The sequence below is a fragment of the Sphingobacterium thalpophilum genome (assembly GCF_901482695.1).
Taxonomy (GTDB): domain Bacteria; phylum Bacteroidota; class Bacteroidia; order Sphingobacteriales; family Sphingobacteriaceae; genus Sphingobacterium; species Sphingobacterium thalpophilum.
Genome location: NZ_LR590484.1, coordinates 131253 through 156157, shown reverse-complemented (window position 1 = coordinate 156157; position 24905 = coordinate 131253). Strand labels below are relative to the sequence as shown.

Annotated in this window: 20 protein-coding genes; 16 read left to right on the top strand and 4 right to left on the bottom strand. The window is 41.1% G+C overall.

Features of this window, described 5'->3' with window-relative positions; all coding sequences use genetic code 11:
• The first annotated feature begins 137 nt into the window (after window positions 1–137).
• The 4 genes from FGL37_RS00555 (at window position 138) to FGL37_RS00540 (ending at window position 5472) form a co-directional block, all read left to right on the top strand.
• Window positions 138–1589, top strand: a complete 1452-nt coding sequence (locus FGL37_RS00555; protein ID WP_138096625.1) for a fibronectin type III domain-containing protein — start codon at window positions 138–140, stop codon at window positions 1587–1589.
• The gene (locus FGL37_RS00550; protein ID WP_028071432.1) at window positions 1576–3135 is read left to right on the top strand and encodes a hypothetical protein; all 1560 of its coding nucleotides are present in this window, start codon (window positions 1576–1578) and stop codon (window positions 3133–3135) included. The genes FGL37_RS00555 and FGL37_RS00550 overlap by 14 nt, the downstream gene beginning before the upstream one ends.
• Window positions 3116–3517: a hypothetical protein gene (locus FGL37_RS00545; protein ID WP_028071431.1), complete on the top strand. Its 402-nt coding sequence runs from the start codon at window positions 3116–3118 to the stop codon at window positions 3515–3517. Before FGL37_RS00550 ends, FGL37_RS00545 begins: the two co-directional genes overlap by 20 nt.
• A 113-nt stretch (window positions 3518–3630) precedes the next feature.
• Window positions 3631–5472 carry a leucine-rich repeat domain-containing protein gene (locus FGL37_RS00540; RefSeq protein WP_434413079.1) on the top strand — a complete coding sequence of 614 codons (1842 nt, stop codon included), beginning with the start codon at window positions 3631–3633 and terminating at the stop codon, window positions 5470–5472.
• A gap of 51 nt (window positions 5473–5523) precedes the next feature.
• Here the strand turns inward: FGL37_RS00540 and FGL37_RS26220 are convergent, their stop codons facing one another.
• Window positions 5524–5919: a DUF8192 domain-containing protein gene (locus FGL37_RS26220; RefSeq protein ID WP_512700710.1), complete on the bottom strand. Its 396-nt coding sequence runs from the start codon at window positions 5917–5919 to the stop codon at window positions 5524–5526.
• Window positions 5920–6204: 285 nt separating this feature from the next.
• On the opposite strand from FGL37_RS26220, the gene FGL37_RS00535 reads away from it, so the two are divergent.
• Window positions 6205–6588, top strand: a complete 384-nt coding sequence (locus tag FGL37_RS00535; RefSeq protein WP_028071429.1) for a YidH family protein — start codon at window positions 6205–6207, stop codon at window positions 6586–6588.
• Between the two features lie 154 nt (window positions 6589–6742).
• On the opposite strand, the gene FGL37_RS00530 is transcribed toward FGL37_RS00535, so the two are convergent.
• A complete protein-coding gene (locus tag FGL37_RS00530; protein WP_028071428.1) occupies window positions 6743–7216 on the bottom strand; it encodes a hypothetical protein in 474 nt (157 codons plus the stop codon).
• Window positions 7217–7433: 217 nt separating this feature from the next.
• Between FGL37_RS00530 and FGL37_RS25895 the strand changes: the two genes are divergently transcribed.
• From FGL37_RS25895 to FGL37_RS00485, 11 genes are all read left to right on the top strand, one after another.
• Window positions 7434–7559 (top strand): hypothetical protein, encoded by a 126-nt coding sequence (locus FGL37_RS25895; protein WP_262709438.1) that lies wholly within the window; start codon window positions 7434–7436, stop codon window positions 7557–7559.
• The gene (locus FGL37_RS26060) at window positions 7552–7725 is read left to right on the top strand and encodes a DUF6984 family protein (protein WP_407695577.1); all 174 of its coding nucleotides are present in this window, start codon (window positions 7552–7554) and stop codon (window positions 7723–7725) included. Before FGL37_RS25895 ends, FGL37_RS26060 begins: the two co-directional genes overlap by 8 nt.
• A 12-nt stretch (window positions 7726–7737) precedes the next feature.
• Window positions 7738–8124: a hypothetical protein gene (locus tag FGL37_RS00525; protein ID WP_028071427.1), complete on the top strand. Its 387-nt coding sequence runs from the start codon at window positions 7738–7740 to the stop codon at window positions 8122–8124.
• Window positions 8125–8222: 98 nt separating this feature from the next.
• Window positions 8223–9896 carry a SusR family glycan utilization regulator gene (gene susR / locus FGL37_RS00520; protein ID WP_037534096.1) on the top strand — a complete coding sequence of 558 codons (1674 nt, stop codon included), beginning with the start codon at window positions 8223–8225 and terminating at the stop codon, window positions 9894–9896.
• A 212-nt stretch (window positions 9897–10108) separates the two neighbouring features.
• Window positions 10109–13102: a SusC/RagA family TonB-linked outer membrane protein gene (locus FGL37_RS00515; RefSeq protein ID WP_028071425.1), complete on the top strand. Its 2994-nt coding sequence runs from the start codon at window positions 10109–10111 to the stop codon at window positions 13100–13102.
• Window positions 13103–13114: 12 nt separating this feature from the next.
• Complete coding sequence (locus FGL37_RS00510) at window positions 13115–14608, top strand: RagB/SusD family nutrient uptake outer membrane protein (protein WP_232048603.1); 1494 nt, start codon at window positions 13115–13117, stop codon at window positions 14606–14608.
• Between the two features lie 37 nt (window positions 14609–14645).
• Window positions 14646–16109: a SusE domain-containing protein gene (locus FGL37_RS00505; protein ID WP_028071423.1), complete on the top strand. Its 1464-nt coding sequence runs from the start codon at window positions 14646–14648 to the stop codon at window positions 16107–16109.
• An 81-nt stretch (window positions 16110–16190) separates the two neighbouring features.
• Window positions 16191–17942 (top strand): endo-dextranase, encoded by a 1752-nt coding sequence (locus FGL37_RS00500; RefSeq protein WP_028071422.1) that lies wholly within the window; start codon window positions 16191–16193, stop codon window positions 17940–17942.
• 9 nt (window positions 17943–17951) lie between these two features.
• The gene (locus FGL37_RS00495) at window positions 17952–20456 is read left to right on the top strand and encodes a glycoside hydrolase family 31 protein (RefSeq protein WP_081817967.1); all 2505 of its coding nucleotides are present in this window, start codon (window positions 17952–17954) and stop codon (window positions 20454–20456) included.
• 33 nt (window positions 20457–20489) lie between these two features.
• Window positions 20490–22628: a glycoside hydrolase family 97 protein gene (locus FGL37_RS00490; RefSeq protein ID WP_037534095.1), complete on the top strand. Its 2139-nt coding sequence runs from the start codon at window positions 20490–20492 to the stop codon at window positions 22626–22628.
• A gap of 97 nt (window positions 22629–22725) precedes the next feature.
• Window positions 22726–22977 carry a hypothetical protein gene (locus tag FGL37_RS00485; RefSeq protein ID WP_138096621.1) on the top strand — a complete coding sequence of 84 codons (252 nt, stop codon included), beginning with the start codon at window positions 22726–22728 and terminating at the stop codon, window positions 22975–22977.
• Between the two features lie 518 nt (window positions 22978–23495).
• Here FGL37_RS00485 and FGL37_RS00480 read toward each other — a convergent pair.
• Together FGL37_RS00480 and FGL37_RS00475 are read right to left on the bottom strand one after the other, a co-directional pair.
• Window positions 23496–24197 carry an ATP-binding protein gene (locus FGL37_RS00480; RefSeq protein ID WP_197734429.1) on the bottom strand — a complete coding sequence of 234 codons (702 nt, stop codon included), beginning with the start codon at window positions 24195–24197 and terminating at the stop codon, window positions 23496–23498.
• A gap of 62 nt (window positions 24198–24259) precedes the next feature.
• Window positions 24260–24901, bottom strand: a complete 642-nt coding sequence (locus FGL37_RS00475; RefSeq protein WP_051607233.1) for a hypothetical protein — start codon at window positions 24899–24901, stop codon at window positions 24260–24262.
• Between the last annotated feature and the right edge of the window lie 4 nt (window positions 24902–24905).

Sequence of the window (24905 nt, the reverse complement as noted above, 5' to 3'; positions counted from 1 at the left end):
TAAAATAAAACGAAATATTTGTAATAGTGTTAAGAATGGTAATGTAGTTTGATTTTCGTAAACCAACCGATATCAATTATTTATTTTTCAAATAATTGATATGATTTTTTAATATCTTTGAAGAGCAACTTATTTTTATGAAAAGAGTAACTTTCTGTTATTGTGGGCGACTATTTTTCTTATTTCTTATTTTATTGGTTTGGGGCTGTTCTAAAAAAGAGAATATTGTAAATAAACCTGATGAATATATAGAAAAAGCGGAGAAATTAAATACCTTAAATCTTACGGTAAGCGCCGCAAGCAAAGATCTTATCGAGTTATCCTGGGATAAGGTAAATAGCTCGCATTTTAAACCAGTTTCCTATGCTATTTATGCAGACGACAAACTGGTCGTGAAAGACCTTAGCATTACAAAATATAGCTTGATCAATCTTCAGGCTAATAAAGACTATAAAATCCGTGTCGTCGCAAGTTCAGAGGCAGGTGCAACCCAAGAGCAAACAATAGATGCAAAGACCGTCGGTGGTAGCTCGATTGGTCAAAGCGTATATGTCGAATACAAAATTCATACACAGTCACGTCTTACAGGCAATAATAGCATCCGTCTCTTGGCAGATGGCGGACATTTGATTTGTACATTTTTACAGCACGAAGGGGGAGAGACCAATTTTAAACTGATTATATACCGTACGAATAATAAAGGCCAGATCATATGGTACCGTCTGATTCAGGACCTAGGTTATTTTGACTTACAACCTCATGTCTTACTGCCTTCCAAAGAAGATGAAGCTATCATCATTATTAAACATGATATCTATGTCCTTGACCGGAATAAAGGTGTTCTTAAAAAGGACAAGCCCACTACAATCAGTTTGTCTCCGAATGACTATGTATTGTCAGCGCAGTTTGATGCATCTCAAAATCTTATTTTGGGAACAGCTGGAGGTGAACTGTTAAAAGTAACTGCCAATGATTTTAAACCTGTTTGGAAACGTAAAAACAGTGTCGTGGGGATTGCTTCCATTCAGTTTGACAAAGAACAGCGCATCTATTATAGTCTACTCGATTCCGAAGCAACAAAAATTAAAGTTCAAAAAACAGATCGTGAAGGCAATGTGTTGGCTACATTTGAATTTGATGGGAAGCTTCCCGGTGATTACGAACGCCAATACCACATGCCTATCTTGCTGAAGGATAAAAATGATATTTTTTACATATGGGGCTTTGATTTTTATTTCTATTCATTAAGGTATATCAAATTTGATAAGAATGGTGAGGTCAAAGCAAAACTAAACGAATATGTCAACCTGAAGCCTGCAGGTGCTTTTTTTGATCATGATAACCATATCGTGGTATATGGACAGGAGGAAGGTAGTGGAATAGCGACATACGGTACCATAAATAAATATGATACTGATCTTAATCTCCTGTCGACGCTAAAATATCCTCAGTTGGAAATGCATATGTTCAAAAATGTGACCCAAAATGTCGATAATTCGTACAACTTGTTTTTCTATTACATACAGACATGGTCTTATGAGAATTTTAATTTCATTTATATTAAAACAAAATCAGATGGGCAACTTTAAAAAATACATTTGTTTATTGGGACTGATTATTTTTATGGGAGCCTGTAAGACAGAAAAAATTGAAATTGCGCCAAAAATTATCAACGAGGCCATTCTAAGTATTAGAGACAAAGAAATTTCAATGACCTATCAGATATCTAGTCTTGGCTATACAAGATCCGGTGTCAGGTACTATAAAAAGGATAATCCCAGCCAAGGAAAAACCATCGAAGCCTTCCGTACGGATGATATATTTCATCTTACATTGGATGATTTGGAGCCCGAGTCTACATATATTCTGATACCTTTTATCGAATATAATGGTAATATAGTGGAATCCGAGCAAAAAAAGGAAATAACGACCACTGCTTTGTTTCCCGAAGATTTTACGCTCTTTTGGCCAAATACAAAGGCGGAGTATGATGAGACTGGCCAGTTCAAGACTGTTGTAGAAGGGAAGAACCTCAATAATATTAATCTGAGAGATATCAAATTTCTGTTTGGAATGGATACGCTCCATATGGACTATCCCATTGCGACGAAAAATGGGACCTATCAAATCAATCTAACGGGTTATTATCCCTATCGGGATGGCAGTTATATGTTGCGTGTAATTTATAAAGAGAAAGAGATCATTGGTCAGGCGATTGATTTTATTTATACCGGCAAAATATTAGCCATTGGACTGAAAAAGACGAATTGGAGAACTAATTATCCATCCATCTGCAATGATCAGATCTATTATTTTTGGAGTAATTCGGTTTCACAATTTGATCCTGAAACGAGCCGATTGCAGAATATTGCTCATATTCCCGATACAATGGGAGCTATTCCTCCAAGGTCCGTGTCTTTAGGTAATCGGATATTTTTTCTTGCACAGCCAGTTAGCCATATATTGCCTTCACTGGAGCCTGACCCATTCAATGGTTATGAGTTATTTTGTCAGTCCTTTGACGTCGAAAAACGTGAATTTTCTAAGTACTTTTTTGGGCGGCCCCAAATAACGGAAGCACACGGATATAGCAAGTTGGCGATTTTTGTCCACAATAATGCTGTCTATCAAACGTATACACTGACATTGAATTCGCGTGGTATAAAGAATATCGTTGCCAAGTATAATCCAGATTTGGATAAATTTGAAGAGATTGCCACTTTTGATATCAATTTTTCCAGTGATTGCTTTGTTTCTGTCAAAGGTAAATTATATGCACTAGGTGTCACAAATGTGTTTGACCAAGGTTTCAATATCGGATACACACTCACCATTTATGCAGTTGATGCGAATAATTTTAAGCTCACTGAATTATACCGTGCTGGAACGACCAATCAAACTTATCCTTATGCACCGGCAGGCGTACTAAACTATAAAGACGACATATTACTAGCACTGGATGTCGATAATTTTATGATTTACAATCTAGCAAAAAACACGCTCAGTCCTGTTCATTTAAGTACTAATGTTAATCATATGTATTTTGGAGGTATGTTCACCTATAAAAATAAATATTACCTCAATGCTGATTTAAACTTTTTAGAAGGTTCGATTTATGAAATGTCCATTCAATAAAGTCAAAGTATGCGGGTTTTTAGGGATGCTATTATTCCTGATCAGTTCCTGCAAAAAGGATACTGTAACGTACACTGAAATAGATGCTTTTGCAGATACGCAAAATAAAGTCGTTTTAGACCGAGGTCAGTATATACTTTCTTTCGTGCTTGCTCCATATTCATATAGTAAGGTAGAGGTTTATGTACATGAAGACCTTGCGGTCATGTATAAACAGACCGGTGGAAAAATTTACGATGCTGTCAGTCAAAGTAACTATAGATATAGCGTGTTTTTTTCTCCGCTGGAAAAAAACAAAAAATTCTATTATCAATTGATTGTTTACGACAGTAATGGAAACACTGCACGCTCAGCAATTTTTAATTTTACAACTCAACCCTAGGAACCATGTATTATAAGTCTACACTATTCCGATGCTTATTTCTGTGTGTTTTTTTTGGAAGTTTTTTTTTCGTTGCTTGCTCCAAAACGGAGTATCAAGACGTCTTGAAAACAGTGTATGAGCCCAAAGCTGATTCAGGTGAACTATATGACGAATTCACAGTGCAGCTTAAAGGTAGCCCCTTGCAAAAAGGGGAGACTGGCACATGGAGCATCGAAAAGGGCAAGATTGTAGAAGATTATGTGAAAATTGAAGATCCTAATAATCCCAATTCACTTTTTAAAGGAATACCTGGTGAAGAATATCGCTTAACCTGGTCAGTCACCAATGCAGGGACAACCCGTAAAGTAGATGTAATAATTAAAATTCCGGAACTTAATATTGAAATTCAAGAAAATACTCCTGCCTCTTTCAGGACAATTCTGCACTTTGCCGTTGATCCAAAATATAAAGGAAAATGGTCTATAGATAAACCCTATGGCCACTTAAATAGCACATATCACGATGGTTGGGCAAGACCCGTAGAAGAAAACCCTACGATCGAGTTGCATGGTTATGCCAATACGAACTATGAGGTTACCTATACGATGAGTTACGCCGGAAAAAGCTATCAGTTTACAAAAAAGGTTCAAACAGGAGACTATCAGGAAAACGAAGCGTTAAGTGAACTTCAGATGGGACGGGGAGGACGTGTTATTGAGGATAAGGATGGACATATTATCGAAATAAATATGCAGGCTTCAGGTATTGCCCATCGTTTTAATGAACCAGATCTCTTTCCGGCACTTAAAGCCTTTAAATATCTAAGGAAGCTTATTTTAGGCGGGTCCTCACTGAAGGACGTTCCTACTATTTTTGGCGATCATTATCTAGCACTTGAAGAACTCAGTTTAGATAGAGTTGGCTATTATCTTACCATTCCTCAGAATTTTGGGAATCTGACCAAACTGAAATCATTTCACCTGACACCAATGCGAAGCCCTGATCTGGGGTATACCGTGGTTTTGCCAAAAACTTTCGGGAACTTAAAGTCGCTCGAAACTCTTATTATGCGATATGTCGGCAATGTAGATTTCAATGGTACGTTGGGCAAACTCACAAATCTAAAGCATTTTGATTGTTTTGTCACCCAGATACCTAAAGATTTTGGTAACCTGACGAAACTGGTTTCTACGGAAATTCTAGCACAGCAGGCTTATATACCTTCAAGTTTGAGTGAATGCCGTAATTTGAGGTTTGCACGTTTCAATTTTGTTTATCCTGGATCATCACCAGTCACCTTACCTTCGGATATCGATAATTTGACAAAGTTGGACACATTAGAAATTTATGGAAACAGCAGGCTTCAGTATCTGCCCCAATCTTTTGGAAACCTTAAGAGCTTAAAGCAACTTTGGATTGAAGGGGAAACGCTTCAATCCATCCCTGATAATATTGGAAATTTGTCCAATCTTAGGTTCTGGTTAGTAGGCGGTAAGTTTAAAACCTTACCGGCCTCAATAGGCAATTTGAAAAATTTAGAAGATCTTTGGCTATCCCCTTCCGTAGAGAAGCTTCCAGATGAATTTGGCGGCTTGAGCAATCTATCCTATCTCAATATGGAAAGCAGTAAATTGAGCAGCCTTCCTGAAACATTTGGACAGCTCAAGAAACTCAAGGAAATTAATGCGCGTGCATCTGCAATAACGCATTTTCCAAATAGTTTTGGACAATTGGATGGTCTGCTAAAGCTGGATTTCAATTATAGCAAACTTGAGAAGTTTCCTGTACAAATCTGTGCATTAAAAAATGTGAATAATGTTATTTTAAATGGTACATATCTGGGGCGAATTCCTGATGAAATCTATTCAATGCGCTCGGGCGTAGTTTTCTCATTGTATCAGTGCACGGGTATGGATTATGATCAATTGAAAGAGATTACAACAAAAAGGGATGGTATTGTATTTTATTACTAATGCACAGTGACGTCTAAAAAAGGGTTTGTACTTGCGTGGTATTCATAAACATTAGAAATTCTCAATTGGAAGTTGAAATATGTAAATCAAATCGAAAATTGTAGTTTGTTCAAGGTCATTCTTTCCTCTTAATCTGCTTATCAATTCGTCTATTGGCACTAATACTTTACTCCAATAAACTATTGCCGCATCATAGCCACCGGACCTCTTTTTCTGCTCCTTATCAAAAATGCATAATGTACTATTGTTCGGGGTCTGATTACGGGTAATTCTATCTTTCTCCGATCTAAAATAATCGATTTTATTACTCAAGGTTCTACCATTGCTGCCTGTCATAAAAGCTACTTTTTTGTTGGTGAAGTCGAGATCCTGTCGGGATTTTTTAAAAACCAGGTTGAAATATGTGCTCTCGTGAGAGGTTAACAGTTGTGAGCAGTCAATCCCCATTGTATCAAGTTGTCTCAGAATATTTTTTTGGTTATCGTTAAAATCTCGGTTCTGCCCATACATATGTATGTTCTAGAAATAACATGAATATAAATATTAAGTGTTTCATTATTATTATGTTGGTATGTGATGAAGATACGAATTTGCAGACAAACTATACTAAATAAAAATAGCTGAACATTCAATAGCTGGGATAATTTTTTAAACTGAGGTGTGAATCGTAAATTAGGGTTAGTCAATTTTTAAAATCCCTAACTTAGTTATTAACCAAAGTTTTATTCTTATATGGCAAATAGTATTGTGCAAAAAAAAGTGAGTGACCACCTAGCTAATGAAAGAACATTTTTGGCGTGGATCCGAACAAGTTTGGGCATTATGGGCTTCGGATTTGTGGTTGTTAAGTTTTCGCTCTTTATTCGTCAGATCGAGTTGGTTCTGAAAACAGGAGAGGTCACACAGTCTCATCATGGGTATTCAGGGGTTGTAGGTGTGACCATTGTGATTATTGGTGCATTGACAGTCCTATTGGCATTCGTTAAGTACCGTAATACAAATAGGCAAATCGAAGATGAAAATTTTGCTCAGAGCTCTTTCGGGATTACTATTACAGCAGTATTGATTTTCATTATCGGGATTATTTTGAGTTGGTATCTTATCGATAGTCTGTAAAAAACAACAATTCAGGACATTGTAATACCGTTTGTACTAATTGGAGTTTTGCCTACAATATTCGATGCATTGGTATTGCCTCCAATTCTAAGATCATCTCATGTTTTATATGAACGTGCTGGTTTGATAAAACCGACATTGCTGTTAAGCACATTTAATTAATTGTACTGTAATTCTCTTTGTCTGATTGTTCTATAGTATAGGTTATACCGTCAACCCCCTCGCTCCATCCTTTTATTTTTTCGGCTGTAGGTATATTTAGCAACTTAAGATTCAGAAAAAGTTCATAAGCGGTCTTTGCCTGACCAGGCGAAAGGGAAGTTTTTTTGAATAAGGTATCTGTTCTGTAATCAGCAGATTTTTTTTGATGATATATATAGTTCGTTACTGTACCTATAATGCGTGTACTGTCTGCAGTGATATCAACTGTCTGTCCGCGACCCCAAAATCTAAATGCAAATTCATGATTGGAGTTTCTTAGATCTGAAAGTATTAATTTCTTTGACAGCGATTCTTGCTGAATATCAATTGTAGCTGTATTACCCTGTATCTTTTTAGATTGTGGATATACTTGCTGTAGCTCCAGTAGAAAATATACCAATAAAATTGCTGTTCGAATTTGAATCATATCAATTTTTCGCTGTACCGTTGTCCACTGTCGGAGCCCATAAGTCTGTCTCTTCAAAACCAGTCGGAATACGATAATGTCTGGATCCTCTATTTATATTATGTATGCTCATCATAAAAGGCTTGGCAAATAAATATAGTAAAAGTTTGATTTGTTTAAGTGATTATTGATCTTTATATAGATGAATCTTTGATAAGCCAATAGAACTATGCGAAATATGAAAAGAAGACTTAGCTGTACGGAAATAAAGCTGATTTCCTATTTGGTGCAGGATACACCAGGGGGACCCTTTATTACAGCTTCGTTGGAAGACCTGTTTATTGAAGAAATGGACGATGGGTAGCCTCCATGTAATTATAGAAGAAGAGGATCACAGGCGTCCAGGTGGTGTGCTAGCCGATATGAATGCTCATGATGTTGATGGAATGTATCTGCTTATCTCTGTTATAGTGGATACTGATGATAATTTTTATGAATTAGATATTTTAAAGGTGATTTTTCTCCTTTGATAAAGATTCCAGATGTATAATAAATTTATGATGCGGTATTTGAACGAAGATGAAATTCAATCCAGATTGAGACTTGGAAAATCAGTGGAGCAATGGTTGGGTGTTGTTCAGGAAGCAGATTATACCATACTCAGATGGATAAGCATTTATAAAGAAACCAATAGGAGCTTTTCTGTAGCCTATTTCGAATCCTTTGATGAGGGAAACGAAGATTTCTTGGACATCTATTCGTTTTCATTGGTTGATCCAGATGAGCCATTTGGTGTGATACATATTTTTTCTTCAGTTGCTGATGCGTTAGAATTTGCAGAGACGACCTACAAAGTGTCTCCTCATAAATATACTGCTTCAGGAATGCTTCAGGAAGAGTATTGGGATTATATATGTAGACATACATAAGATTCTGCAAAAACTACGTCTTTTAGAATATACGCACGTTTTGTTTTAAGCCTAGAAAATGTTACTATTGTGTTTTGTCACTTTTGGTTTAAAGAATCATGTATAGACCTGTCGCATGTGCCCTATTGATTGTCATATCGGTTATCCTATGTAAAGCAGGAACCGAACAGGATACGTCGTTGATACAACTGCTGCAGATGATCGACAAAAAGGAAGAGTTTATGGCCATCAAAGAAGTGAGAATAGACGACTTGGTACGACGGCTTCAGAAATCAACAAATAACACTTCCGCACAATACGAATTAAACAAGCTTCTTTACCAAGAATATGCTTCCTATAAACTAGATTCTGCGATTATATATGCTAGGGGAAATGTAAAATTAGCAGAAAGGAGTGGCGATTCCTTCCAGATCAATGAAAGTAATCTGGATCTTGCTTCATTTTACTTCACAGCAGGTATGTATATTGACGCCTATAAAATATTGGTCACTGCAGATAAGAACAAGCTTCCTAGGGAACTATTGATCAAGTATTATGATGCGTGGAAAAGACTCTATAAATTTTATTCATTTTCAAATACCGATGATCGGCAGTATGCCATTCGGAGTGACCACTATCGCGATTCGCTTTTAGGTGAACTGGATACGACAGGTAGTCAATACCGTATTGTTTATGCCGAAAAGCTCCATGATGAAGGCAAATTTGAGGAAGCGAAAAAGACGTTGATGTATATGCTTGATCTTTCCCAAAAAGAGGATCATGAACATGCCATCTTATGTTATGCCCTGGCAAATATCTACGAAAAGGAAGGCAATGTTGACCTTCAGCGCAAGTATTTGACGCTGTCGGCGATTAGCGACATTAAAAATGCCATCAAGGAAAATGCCTCGATGCAGGCATTAGCGACCTTATTGTATAAATCAAATCATATTGAAGAAGCCTATAGCTGTATTAAATCTTCTATGGAGGACGCTATTTTCTGTAATGCCCGTTTCCGGACCTATGAAGCTTCCCAAATTTTTCCGATCATAAACTCAGCTTATCAAGAAAACGAATTACAACAAAAGGCAAAATTGACCATCTTTCTAACGATTGTTAGTATCCTATCATTGTGCCTCGTTATAGCAGTTATTTTGATATACAGACAGATGAAGCGGGTAAATCGCGTCCGTAGAGAGCTCTTCGAACTCAATCAAAAATTGCAGGTGCTCAATCATCAATTGAATACTGCCAATGACGAACTTCATACCACCAATAGTGAAGTGCTGTCTATGAATAGCGAGTTGGCAGAAAGCAATCATATCAAAGAAGCCTATATCGGTGAGTTCCTCAACCTATGCTCCTTATATATTGATAAGCTCGAAAAATTCCAGATTTCACTCAACAAGATGGTCATGGCCAAGAAGATCGAAGAGCTCAAGCAGATGCTTAAATCACGCGATATGATCGACCATGAAGTAAAAGAATTATATGCCACTTTTGATCATGTATTTTTGCATTTGTATCCGAACTTTGTAGAGGATTTCAACGCACTATTAGTCGCAGATATGCAAGTTGTCTTGAAGCCAAATGAAGTACTGAGCCCGGAGCTACGTATTTTTGCATTGATACGTTTGGGTATTACGGACAGTGCAAAGATAGCCCGTTTCCTACACTATTCAACCAATACTATTTATACCTATCGGACCAAATTCAGAAACAAAGCTGCTGTTCCGCGCGAAGATTTTGATGAATTGGTCACAAAAATAGGTCGAAAAGCCCTGAAATATTGACCTAATCTTCTATATATTTCTTTGAAGTATTTGATTTAATATTCTGGTTTTTAGATTTTTACGTTTTTGTTGTTTCTATATTCGGCGATACACCTCTTTTATCTGCTCTTTGATCCTTCTATTTTTGGATAAACCAATTAGGGGACGATTTGACACTAGGTTCAAATCGAAATTAAATAACAATTATAAGTAATACGTAGAAATCAAATTTTATGAAAAACCAGGGGCGATTACGTTTTACGTATCCCATTCTTATGCTTTTAATGATTTTGATCAGTTTAAATTCATTTGCGCAACAGAGGGAGATTCAGGGTACGGTAAGAGACGAAAACAAGCTAGCTATTGAAGCTGTTTCTGTCAGCAACAAAGGAACAACCCAACAAGTACAGACCGATCGAAGTGGCCATTTTAAAATGACCGTTGCGCATGGCTCAGTTTTGAGTATATCCTATATCGGCTACAAGACTCAGGAAGTAAAAGTAGATAATGCATCCATTTACGATATTATACTAGTTAAGGATAACACGGCACTTGATGAAGTGGTTGTTATCGGATATGGGACCGTTAGGAAGAAAGATCTGACAGGTTCCCTAGCGTCTGTGGGTGCCGAGGCCATGAAAGATAAGCCTGTGGCAAACGTTGGCGAAGCACTTCAAGGACGTGCCTCTGGTGTACAGGTTATCAACTCCGGCGCGCCCGGAAGTAACGTGTCCATACAGATCCGGGGGCTGGGGTCAATCAACAATAGTGCTCCGTTGTTAGTGATTGATGGCGTTCCAACGGATCTGTCTCTCAATGCGCTCAACCCAAATGATGTGGAGACAATCGATATCCTCAAGGATGCCTCTGCTACTGCCATTTATGGTTCCAGAGGAGCCAATGGTGTTGTATTGATTTCAACAAAAAAGGGTAATAAAAATAAAGGTAGTATTACGGCAAGTGCCAATTACGCGATTCAGCAGGCAACAAGCCTGCCCAAAATGCTGAATGCACAGCAGTTTGCTTCGCTGCACAATGAGATGATGGCCAATAACAATAACCGTCAACGACCGGATTTTGCCGATCCTACATTGCTTGGCCGAGGAACAGATTGGTTAGATGCGCTCTTACAGACAGGTAAATTAGCTAATTATGCCCTTAGTTATGCTGGTGGTGGCGAAAAGAATACGTACTACGTCTCTGCTGGTATGCTCAATCAGGATGGCATCGTGAAAAACACCGATTACAAACGGTATAATTTTCAGTTTAACAATGAAGCTAAACAGACAGCATGGCTCAAATTGGGGAATACACTCACGCTAAGCCATGATGTAAAACACAATGGTTCCTACAGCGTATTGAATACGTTGGCCTCATTGCCCACACAACCAATTTTCAATGAAGACGGTACCTACTCAGGTCCTGGAAATGAAGCTATATTCTATGGCGACCTGCGCAATCCAATCGGTACTGCCATGCTTGAACAAAATACAACGAAAGGCTATAATCTTCTTGGAAATATCTATGCAGAAGCAAGTTTTTTGAATCATTTCAGCTTCAAATCTTTGTTTGGCCTCGATTATAAGGCTTGGGACAATATGACCTTTTCGCCTAAATACAATTGGAAACCCATCCCAGTTCCCAATTCCTATCGGAGTGAAAGCTTCAACAAGAGCCTGACCTATTTGTGGGACAATACCCTCACTTATGCAAATACTTTCGAGGGTGGGCACGAAGTCAATGTGATGTTAGGATCTAGTGCGCAGAACAATGATTATAATTACATGAATGGAAGCATCAAGGAATTTCTTTCTGATAATAACAGCCAGTTAAACAATGGTTTATTAGATCCAACCGTAGGTGGGAGCCGCAACGAATGGGCGCTATTGTCATTCTTCGGACGCGCCAATTACACGTTTAAAAATCGTTATCTCCTTACGGCGACGGTACGTCGTGATGGTACATCAAGAATTGCGTCGGCCAATCGTTGGGGGACTTTCCCATCTTTTTCCGCCGCCTGGCGTATCTCTGAAGAGTCTTTTTTTAACAAAAATGACTTTTGGAGTGATGTTAAACTCCGTATCGGTTATGGAGTTACCGGTAATCAGGCCGTATTGGACAACTATGCTGCATCAGCTCGCTTAAAAACTGGTCAATATGTTTTCAATGGTATTCCCGTTTCGACATTGTACCCACTCGTTATGCCTAACCCAGGCATACGCTGGGAAACTATCAAACAACAGAATGTTGGAATTGATGCAGGTTTTTTCAAAAACAGGATCCAGTTGACGATGGATGCTTATATCAAAAGAACCTCAGATATGCTTGTCAGGATGAGCGTGCCCATTACGACAGGATATTCGGACAGCTATACACCAATGATCAATGCCGGAGAGGTCGAAAACAAGGGTTGGGAATTGAATTTACGTAGCCAAAACCTAAAAGGAGAATGGGTTTGGAATACCGATTTCAATATCTCCTATAATAGAAATAAGGTCGTTAGACTTGATGGCGATGTACCTATTTATTTTGGTTATCAATCCCATACCATTGGACAGCCTGTTGGATCATTTTATGGCTATTTGACCAATGGTATTTTTCAGAACTGGGCCGAAGTGAATAGTTATGCTTATCAATATCAAGGAGCAGATCCAGCCAATAGTACAGCGCCCGGCGATATCAAATTTAGGGACATCAATAAAGATGGAGTCGTCAATGACTATGATCGTGCCTATTTAGGCAATCCAACACCAAGTTGGAGTTTTGCCATGAATAATAAATTGTCCTATAAAAATATGGATCTTGAAGTATTCTTTCAGGGGGTATCCGGAAACCAGATCTATAATGCCAATAGGGTTACACTGGAAGGTATGTATACAATTCGAAATCAGACGACTAAGGTTCTTGATCGTTGGACCGCTGAAGGATCAGGCAACGAGGTGCCCAGAGCGATTTACAGCGACCCCAATAAGAATACACGTAATTCAGACCGTTTTATTGAGCGGGGAAAATACTTACGTCTGAAAAATCTGACCGTAGGTTATACCTTGCCTGAGGCTGTAGCCAAACGGCTGCATGTAGGGCGGTTGCGGTTTTATTTTTCAGGACAGAATTTGTTCACCTGGACCAAGTATTCTGGCTTCGATCCTGAAGTGATAGGAGGTGTTGACAATAGTAATTACCCGATCACAAAAAACTTTAGCTTGGGATTGGACCTTAGATTTTAACCAATTAGACTCATGATGATGAAAAAAATATTTTATATAGCCCTTGCGGCGATGCCCCTCTGGTTGGGCTCATGTTCAAAATTTTTGGATAAAGAACCTCTTGAGGATCCCAGTGCCGAGTCCGTCAAGGATGCTTCCGCTGCCGTTGCAATGATCAATGCGGCATATCAGCCACTCCAACGGCCCAAGTTATACAATATGCGGATATGGTCATTAGACATTATGGCGGGGAATAGTGTCGTGGGCGCAGGTGGTGGCGATGATGGAATAGAAACGATCCAACTATCCAATTTTTCTACTGGCCCAGACAATTTCTCGGCGGTTGATCTTTGGCGAGGACCCAATCCCGGTATTTTATATTGTAATACCGTCCTGGAAAATGTCCCTTCGATGGATATAGATCTCCAATTGAAAAACAGATTGATCGGCGAAGCCAAATTCCTCCGTGCCAACTATTATTTTATCTTGGTTCAGCTGTTTGGCGATGTGCCGCTTTCGTTGGTACCCGCAAAACCCGGAGATGATCTCAAACCGGCTCGCGTGAGCAAAGAACGCATCTATAATGAAGTCATTGTACCAGACCTTAAGGAAGCCATTACACTTTTACCACGTCGTGAGGAATATGCCGATCAGGATAAGGGACGCGTCAGTAAAGGAGCTGCGGCAGGCCTTTTGGCAAAAGTTTACCTCACACTAAAACAATATCAGTTGTGCATTGATCAATGCAATCAGGTCGAGTCGCTGGGGTATGTACTTAATGCCGACTATAGTGACTGTTTTGGAGGTGAGCCTCGTCATAAAAATACAGCCGAATCGCTCTTTGAAGTGCAATATTATGGACTTACCAAGGCCGGATTTTGGGACGATGAAAATCAGGCAAACTGGCTGAGTACCTATATGGGACCACGCAATTCCGGCTGGGTAGGCGGTGGCTATGGTTGGAATCAGCCAACGGCGGAGTTTGTCTCCCAATATGAAACTGGAGACTTGCGCAAAGATAAAACTATTTTGTATGAAGGAGGACCACTTTTCGACGGTAAGGCCTACAAATCCAATATGTCCTCCACAGGATATAACGTGCGCAAATTTTTGGTTCCATTGTCCATTTCACCCGATTACAATACCAATGCGGCCAATATCGTTGTGCTGCGTTATGCAGATGTGCTATTGATGAAGGCTGAGGCACTCAATGAACTCGGCAATACAGCTCAAGCTGTGGATCCCTTGTATTTGGTGCGACAACGAGCTGGGTTGACCGACAAAACGTCAATTACAGGGCTTTCCCAGGCTGATATGCGCGAAAAGATCCGTCACGAAAGAAGAATAGAACTTGCTTTTGAAGGACAACGCTGGTTTGATTTGATTCGCTGGGACAATGGACAGTATGCGCTTAACTTTCTGCACAGCATCGGTAAGCTCAATGCGACCGCAAAACATTTGTTGTTACCTATTCCTCAAGTTGAGATTGACGCCAATCCAAATTTGAAGCAGAATCCCGGTTATTAAAACCATTTGGTAATTAACCAACTAACAAATTTAAAAGATGAAAAGACTATATTATATTATCAATTTGATCTTGATTTCGTCCTTGTTCTGTCAGTCCTGTAAAGACGATTTTGGCCATGTCCTCTATCCCGATGGCCCCTTAGAACTTAGTGTCTCGACATCAGATATTGTATTGAATGTTGCCGCCCCGGAGCAGGAAGCTGTCGTATTCGATTGGACATCCGGTTCTAATTTTGGAACGAATGCCGCCATCAAGTATACCCTTGAAATCGGTGAAAAAGGGAAGGATTTTAAGCCTGTCATTAGCAGTACTTTTGAGAAAGGATTGCGGTCACAAAGATATGTTACCAAAGATTTTAATCAATTGTTGATTGACAAGCTTGGCATCACAGCAGGAAGCGGAGCACAGCTGGAAGCTCGTGTCACAGCAGAGACCCAAGACGGACAAAGCGCAGCACAGCTGTCTCAAATAATTAGTTTAAAGGTCAAAACCTACAAGCCGATTACCGAAACACTCTATATCCTTGGTAGCGCAACAAGCAACGGCTGGGATGCGAACAAAGCCAGCAGGATGAATCCGATACAGGGTACACCAGGAGCCTTTATATGGCAAGGCGTATTGAGTCCGGGCGAGTTTAAGTTTATCAGCACTTTGGGCAATTTTAGACCTTCGTACAACAAAGGAACAAGTAATGAAAAGCTCTATTATCGTGAGTCGGAGTCAGATCCCTACGATGTTCCATTTACCGTTGCCAAATCGGGACTATACCAAGTCAAAGTCAATCTGATCGATCTATCAATTGCCATTACTGAAATTGAGGGAGCTATGTATGATGCACTGTGGTTTGTGGGTGGCTTTACCGGTTGGAACTTTCAGCCTATGGCGAAAGACCCGAATGACCCTTTTATTTTTACCTATCATGCCGTCTTAAACTCTGGTAATAGCACAGACGAGTTTAAGATTGCAACGAAGCCGGATTTTGATCCAAGCGTTGTCTTTTTGCGCCCAGAGACAGATCAACAAGGCGTTGGAACAGACCTACCTGTCGTCAAGTGGTCCGAGAGTGAAAATAAAAATGATTATAAATGGCGGATTAATAAAGGAACCTATAAGATCAGGCTGGATCTACGGGCCAATAAAATTACCATTGCTCCTTTTACACCGTTTGCGGTTATTTATCTTGTGGGCGATGCGACACCCAATGGTTGGGATATTGCCGCAGCAACCCCGATGGTCAACGGTGATACACCCCACAGATTCACCTGGTCTGGAACACTTAAAGCCGGTGAATTAAAGTTCAGTTGCGATAAACAGGCCGATTGGAATGGCGCATGGTTTTTGGCCTCACAAAATGGCAGGACACCCTCAGGGCAGACCGAGCAGATGATCTTTAGCAAGTCTGGCTCTAATCCAGATAATAAGTGGAAAGTGACCACTCCGGGTACCTACAGTATCACACTGGATCAGCTACAGGAAACAGTCACAATTATCAAACAATAAATCAATCTTAAGGTTTTTTCCTCCATCAACAAAATGGAGGAAAATAATAAGCTTCTGAGTGCATGATATAATTATTTACAGATGAAACGAATATTCAGACTTGTGGTTGCCGGCGGAATGCTTCTAAGCGGGAGCTGCAACAACTATTACGATATTGACAAAGATCCGATCACCTATGGGCAGACCTATTTTAAGCCTGTCATCAATACAGATAAGGCAGTTTATAAACCTGGGGAAAAGATCACATTTACAGCTGCAATCTCCGACAATAATTTGAGTGTCGCCTATACCTATCTGGGCGAATTGATCAAGGAGGAGCCGCTTTCGCAGTTGAGCTGGACCTGGACACCACCTACGACAGACTTTCGGGGCTACATGGTCTATCTTTTTAAAACTGATGATACAACCAAAAAGCCGCTCTATAGCATAGCCGTTGATGTATCCTCTGACTGGCGCAAGTTTCCACGGTATGGATTTGTATCCAATTATGATCGCCTTGATCAGCAGGCAATACAACGCAATGTCGAAACGCTCAACCGTTTCCATATCAATGGAATCCAGTTTTATGACTGGCAGATGGATCAGCATAAACCTTTGGCCGGTTCAGTATCCAGTCCGGCTGATTCCTGGCTGGATCTTATCGGCCGGACTAATTACAAATCTACCGTGGATGGGTATATTCAGGCCGCTCATGATAAAGGTATGAAAGCGATGTTCTACAACTTGTTGTATGGCGCTTTGTCCAATGCGGCAAGTGATGGGGTATCCGAACAATGGTACCTTTTTAAGGATAATCAACATCAGGAGAAAGATAGGCATCCCTTGAATGCACCCTTTCGCAGCAATATCTATTTGGTCGATCCCGGCAACTCCGCCTGGCAGACCTACATTAACAAAAGACATCAAGATGTATTTGCGGTCTATAATTTTGACGGCTATCACATCGATCAGTTGGGAGACCGCGGAAAACTATATGACTATACCGGCAAAGAAGTGAAACTAGAGCAGCGCTACGGCTCATTCATAGCAGCGTCAAAGAAGGCTTTTCCGGGTAAGTATCACGTGATGAATGCAGTTAATCAATATGGTCAGGAGTCTGGGATAGCATCATCGGCTGTTGATTTTTTATATACCGAAGTTTGGGATCCCAACAAATCATACGATGAATTGGTGAAAATTATTCAGGACAATGACCGTTTTGGCAATTACAATAAGAATACCGTATTAGCAGCTTATATGAACTATGCTAAGTCCAATCAGGCCGGCTTTGTCAATGAGCCGGGTGTGTTGCTGACCAATGCGGTCATTTTTGCCAATGGAGGGGCTCACCTTGAAATGGGAGAACATTATTTGACCAATGAATATTTTGCAAATAACAACCTGCTGCTTAAAGGAACAACAAAGGAAAAGCTGATCCAATATTATGACTTTATGGTCGCCTACCAAAACGTATTGCGAGACGGTGGTACAGCCGCGGTCTTTAGTGTCACCGGTACAAACGCTTTGACTATCAGTAATGGTAAAGCAAGATCAGGCAGTATTACAAGCTATGGGCGACATTTTGCTAATCGTGATGTAATCCATTTGATCAATTTTAAGGATGCCAATACTATGGAATGGCGCGACACCAACGGGACCCAACAGGAACCCTCCCGTATCGATGGCCTACAGATCAAGCTCGACGTGACACGTACTGTCAAGCGAGTATGGTTTGCATCGCCCGATATGCAAGGGGGCGTCGCTATTCCGCTTACTAAAGCGCAGACAGGAAATAAATTGACCATCGATCTGCCGGGGCTCAAGTATTGGGACATGGTTGTGATCGAATATTAAAAACCTATTATGCATAAACTAAAATCTTTTTATTTGATGCTGTTTTGCCTGATCTCCATCGTTCATGGAGCAGCAGGGCAGGTGATGAAAGCGACACAATGCCAAGATTATCAGATCGAGGGGCGAAAGGTGACTTTCAATTGCAGCGACGATGCTAAGCTGGAGTTTTATTTTTGCAGCAGTTCTGTTGTTCGGATATGGTATGATGCCAGCGGCACACTACAAAGGAAGAACGCTTCCTTTGCAGTAGTTCATGAACAGCTTGAGGACATCGGTGAAATCAAGGTGAATAACGAACCGGCAAGCTTCGAAATCTTCACCGGAAAGCTGCGTGTCCGCCTCAACAAGGATCCCATGCAGTTGCTGATTTACGATAAGTGGCAAAAGTTGGTTTTCAGTGATTATAAAAGTCTTGGACACCGCACGAGCGGCACCAAAACCGTGGCACATAAAGTACTGCGTCCCGATGAGCAATTCTTTGGCCTAGGCGAAAAGACTGGGCCGCTCAATCGAAGAGGCCGGTCTTACAAGATGTGGAATAGCGACAAACCCTGTTATAGCAGTCAAGAAGATCCATTGTATAAGAGTATTCCTTTTTTCATGAGCAGCTACCATTATGGTATTTTTTTGGACAATACCTATAAAACAGCTTTTGACTTTGGAACCAGCAGTACAGAATCCTATTCTTTTGAAGCACCAGATGGTCCCTTCATCTACTATTTTATCTATGGGAAGGATTATAAAGAGATCCAACAGCAATATATCGCTTTGACTGGGAAACCGATCATGCCACCAAGGTGGGCGTTTGGTTTTGCACAGAGCCGTGGACTTTATACTCGGGAAGACCAGGCTTTGGAGATCGCTTCCGAATTTCGAAAGCGCGAAATTCCCTGTGATATCATCTATCAGGATATTGGTTGGACACAGGAACTGCAAGATTTCAACTGGCGTAAAGGAAATTATAAAGATCCCAAAGGAATGCTCAAAAAGCTGAATGATCAAGGATTTAAGATGATTCTCTCACAAGATCCAGTGGTGTCGCAAGCAAATAAAAGACAGTGGCAGGAGGCCCATCAAAAAGGATATTTTGTCAAGGACCGCCGTACGGGTACATCTTATGATATGCCTTGGCCATGGGGTGGTAATTGTGGGGTCGTTGATTTTACAAATCCATCTGTGGCCGACTGGTGGGGGCAACTCCAGCAGAAGCCCTTAGCCGATGGTGTTAGTGGTTTCTGGACAGATATGGGGGAGCCTGCCTGGAGCAATGAAGAGGATGTTGATAGACTTCATATGCAACACCAGTTAGGCATGCATGCCGAGATCCACAACGTATACGGTCTTACCTGGGATAAGGTGGTGAAAGAGCAGTTTGACAAGCATAATCCCAACAAGCGGATCTTTCAGATGACACGCGCAGCTTATGCCGGACTTCAGCGCTATACCTTTGGCTGGTCTGGCGATAGCGGCAGCGGGACCGAGGTGACCGAAGGCTGGAGCCAATTGGCCAATCAGGTTGCGGTCGGATTATCGGCGGGTCTTGGCGGTATTCCGTTTTGGACGACAGACATTTCAGGTTATTGTGGAGACATTACAGATTACCCTGCTATGGCAGAGCTGTATACACGTTGGATGCAATTTGGTATTTTTAATCCATTGAGCCGCGCCCATCACGAGGGCAACAATGCGGTCGAACCCTGGTTATTTGGTGAGGTCGCCGAAAAAAATGCCAAGACAGCCATTGAACTCAAATATCAACTGTTTCCATATCTCTATTCCTATGCGCACAAAGCGCATCAGACTGGTCTACCTATATTAAGGGGCTTGTTTATGGAATTTCCACTAGACGACCAGGTTATTGGGATCAATGATCAGTTTATGTTTGGACAGGAAATCCTTGTGGCCCCTGTGCTGAAAAAAGGCGAACGGGTCAAAAAACTCTATCTGCCCGATGGCGAATGGATTGATTTTAATGACAAAAAGACGGTATACCTTGGGGGGCAGCAGATTGCCTACCGCGCAGCTCTAAACCGAATCCCGATGTTTGTCAAAAGAGGTGCTATCGTACCCATGATGCCGATCATGCAATATATCGGCCAGGATCCAATGCCTCCGCTTTATATCCATATCTTCCCTAATTATGAGGGTGAGTCCGCTACATTTGAACTTTATGAAGACGATGGAGAGACACAGGATTATCTCAAAGGTATTGGTTCTACGACACGCTTTACCTGCACAACCCTGGCTGAAGGCGATTTTGAAACAGCTATTCAACCCCGGGATAAAGGATACACACCTGCCAAAGGAAGGCAGCTCTACTTATGCTATCATCTTGAAAGCAGGCCCAATGACGTCACCATTGATGGGAAGACCATATCCTATGCGGTTGTGGACAATAATCGAACGTCAACGATAAAGAACAATGAGCCGAGCTGGACATGGGATGCCCAACAGGGAAGCTGCATCATTAAACTGACGGATGATCGAAATGCGAAAAATATAAAAATCCACTAATTATCATAAAAAATGAAAAAAACTACACTCTTGATGAGTTTATTTTTAATCACTTTGGGACTTCGGGCCCAAGAGCTGCTTTCGCCTTCGGGAAAATTGAAACTTCAGTTTTCACTGGATGCATCAGGTGCGCCGACGTATAGCTTGAGTTATAAAGGCCAAGCTGTCATCAAACCCAGCAAGTTAGGGTTGGAATTGACCGGCAATACCAAGAAAGTTGAATTTTCAGGGGCGGGAGAAGGTGATAGAGAATCGTTATCCAGTTCATTGTATGACCAGTTTGAACAAACGGCACAAGAAAGCAAACAGGTTGATGAACGCTGGAATCCTGTTTGGGGCGAAGAAAGTGAGATTCGAAACCAGTACAACGAACTAGCCATTAGCTTGCAACAGAAAACGTCTAAAAGAAAACTTGTAGTCCGGTTCAGATTATTTGACCAAGGTCTGGGTTTTCGATATGAATTTCCCGAACAAAAGGAGATGACTTATCTCGTTGTAAAGGAGGAAAAAACACAATTTGCAATGAATGGCGATCATACAGCCTTTTGGATTCCCGGAGATTACGATACCCAGGAGTATGATTATACCAAGTCTCGTCTGTCTGAGATCAGAGGATTGATGGCCAAAGCGATTACGCCCAATGCCTCACAGACCCCATTTTCGCCTACAGGGGTACAGACGGCGTTGATGATGAAAAGTGACGACGGGCTATATATCAATATCCACGAAGCGGCTTTAATCAATTATGCCTGTATGCATCTTCATCTGGATGACAAAAATTTTGTGTTTCAATCTTGGCTTACACCCGATGCCAATGGGACCAAAGGCAATTTGCAGACACCTGCCCGGAGCCCCTGGCGCACAATTATGGTGAGTGATGATGCCAGAGATATTTTGGCTTCCCGTATGACGCTCAACCTCAACGAACCCACTAAAATTAAAGATCCTTCGTGGATAAAGCCTACCAAATATGTAGGAGTATGGTGGGAGATGATTACCGGAAAGAGCGAGTGGTCCTATACCTATGATCTTCCTAGTGTACATCTAGGTGAAACTGACTATAGCAAAGTGAAGCCTCATGGCAAACATGGTGCTACGACGGCGAATGTAAAACGTTATATTGATTTCGCGGCAAAACACGGGTTTGATGGCGTGTTGGTTGAAGGCTGGAATATTGGCTGGGAAGATTGGTTTGGCAATGCCAAAGATCATGTGTTTGATTTTGTCACGCCCTATCCCGATTTTGATCTGGTGAGCATCCGGGATTATGCCAAGCACAAGGGCGTCAAGATGATTATGCATCACGAGACCTCGGGAGCAGTCCGCAATTATGAGCGCTATTTGGATAGCGCTTATAGATTTATGAAAGATAATGGTTATGATGCTGTCAAGAGTGGGTATGTAGGCAATATTATTCCCCGAGGCGAATATCATTATAGTCAGTGGATCAATAACCATTATCAATACGCCTTGGAGAAAGCTGCTAAATATAAGATCATGGTCAATGCGCATGAAGCCGTACGTCCGACAGGATTATCGCGGACCTGGCCCAATCTGATCGGTAATGAGTCTGCACGTGGCACAGAGTATCAGGCATTCGGGGGCAACCATGCAAACCATGTTACCATTTTACCTTTTACACGGCTTATCGGCGGACCGATGGACTATACACCGGGCATCTTCGAGATGGATATCCAAAAGATCAATCCAAAGAATACATCCCATGTCAATTCGACTCTAGCCAACCAGCTGGCCTTGTATGTAACCATGTACAGCCCATTGCAGATGGCAGCGGACCTCCCGGAGAATTATGAGCGTTTTATGGATGCTTTTCAGTTTATCAAAGACGTTGCCGTTGATTGGGACAGTAGCCTATATCTCGAAGCAGAACCGGGAGAATACCTAACGATAGCCCGTAAATCAAAAGGTAAAAATGAATGGTTTGTCGGGAATGTCAGCGGGGAGAAAGGACATGAATCTATCCTGGATTTTGGTTTTTTAACAAAGGGCAAAAAATACGAAGCTACGATGTACGCCGATGCTCCAGACGCCCATTATAAAACCAATCCCCAGGCGTATGTGATTAAAAAACTTAAAATAAATAATAAAAGTAAGTTAAAGCAGAAGTCGGCACCCGGTGGTGGCTTTGCCATTCGGATTGTGGAACTATAAAAATCAATGATCTAAAAGACAAAGTTGTAGGTGGCAACTTGTCTATGGATTGTATGTAAGCGCCCCTTAATCAGTAATGATCAGGGGCGTACTTTTGATGTATAAATTAACTTACACTGCAGAAGTTCATCCAGAATTTTTATCTTTAAAAGAGAAAAATATATTTGTTAAATCTGCATCAAATAACAAATTAGCAAAAAGCTTTTTATCATCCTGTGCTGGAGCATCTGTTGGCCTTGCTTTGGCTTTTGTGGGATTAGCTGCTAGTGGAGCTTCTGTGGTGGGAGCTGGAATTGGTGCTGCGGGTTTTATATATGCAAGTGCTCAATGGGGAGAAGCTTGTAGATAAATTATAATGATATGTTCAAAATAAATAAAAAAGTAATCTTTATCGCTTTTGTAGTGTGCCTGTTTTTTTTAGGTTTAGGGGTGAATGATATAACTCGTATCTACAGAGACACAAATCAATTGAAATTTGCTGATTTCTCACCACTTATACCATATATCATTTCAGGCTCTATATTTTTCTATATTCTTTATATAAAGAAAGATAAAACATCTGCTTAAGGAAAGTAGTAGCTAGTAACTAGGGGAATCTCTTTCCCTAGTTACTTACATTCTTTTGCCTCATCTCGTTAAAAACTCTGGATCTCTTGGCTTTTACTTCGATGAGAAAAGCTCGATTTCGTTTGTTCTAGGCAGGAGCATGGTGTACCAATAGGCAGTTCACTCCCACCCTTGTAAAAATGATTCATTTTTAAAGGTGTTAATGTGGCTGCAGCATTTTCGGCACTAATAAATACACAATCCAGTCCAAAAGTATGCTATAAAATTTACTTGTCCAAGAACGTTTTTCTATTCTGCATTCTATAGCTTTCCCCAGTGACACCGGAACAATATCCGGTCTAAAAGTGCCGTTGCAATAACTTCATCCTCCAGCATTTTAGCCCATTCTGTCGGCTTCTTGTTTGTCTTTACAATGATGGAGGTAGATTCGTAGATCTGGTTGATGAAATTGAAGAAAGCGACCGCGACATTTTTTTCCAGCGGGAACAGCATGACATCATCAATAACGATGAGGCCCGCCCGCAGCATTTTTTTGTACTCAGCAGCCTGTGAACGTACAAAGTCCTTTGTCTTTAAGGTAGAAACGATCTCTTCCATCGTCCTGAAATACACATGATATCCTGCCCTGACAGCGTCTCTTGCCAAGCCTGCTGCAAGCATTGTTTTCCCAGTTCCACTGGGTCCCATCAGCACGAGATTAAACAGCTGGTCGATCCAGTTAAGTTCCCGTAGTGCAGCGAGCCGTTTGTCGGTAAGCCCGTTACGTTTGGCTTCATAGAACGAGAGATCGTTGTTTTTTGGCAGAGAAGCAGATGTCATCCGTCTGCTCTCATCCCTTTGCCGGCGGTGCTGCTGCTCGGCCCCGAAAAGACGGGAGAGTAACTCCAGATAGCCTATCTGCTCATTTTCTGCTCGCGATAAGATATCGTCCAGGCCGGCAGCTATCGCTGAAAGCCTGAAGTCGGTGCAGAGTTGTTTTACCTGTTGATTTTGATTGTTCATAGTTATTGCCTGATAAGATTTAGTTTAATATGTACCCTGCCGCAGCTTCGGCAGGGAGTTGTTTAGTTGTTGCCGAAGAATGCCTCATAATCATCCAGGTCACTTTTCTGTGGTTCAATGTCCAGCTGTGCGTGCCTGTTTCCGCCCAGTGGGTTGAGCCGGATGATCTTGGTATCCCGTTCCGGTTTTTTTTCCAGGCGGATATATTCCAGATAGGCTTTAAAGTCCGTAGCGCTCAATATGTTATTGGTATGCACATAATCCAGCGCCCGGGCTATATGATCCGTGCTGTTGTCCTGTATAATACGCTCGATCATCTGTAACTGGTCCCGTATATACCTCTTCTTGTGCAGCTTTATCGCTAAGATCCATTCCTTTGCCTTACACGGATCTCCGAACAGATCAGAGATCCGGTCTACTATTTCTGCTATTTTAGGCTCCATGTCCCGGCTATGGCTGCGCAGTATAATTTTCTTGCCCTTAAGGCTGGATATATCGTGCGTGCATATTTCTTTTCCACAGAGATCCGATATGAGCAGCTTACCCACATGTTCGCTCAGCTGCACTTTAACGGTGCCGGCATTGTAGGTGCCGATTGGGACACTATAGAAATTGCCCTTATACGACACTTTGTTGTCTTTATGGACAGCGTAAAGCTTTTTTGCCGGAGTCTGCGGGGCTATTTCATACCATATCTCCAGCAATAGC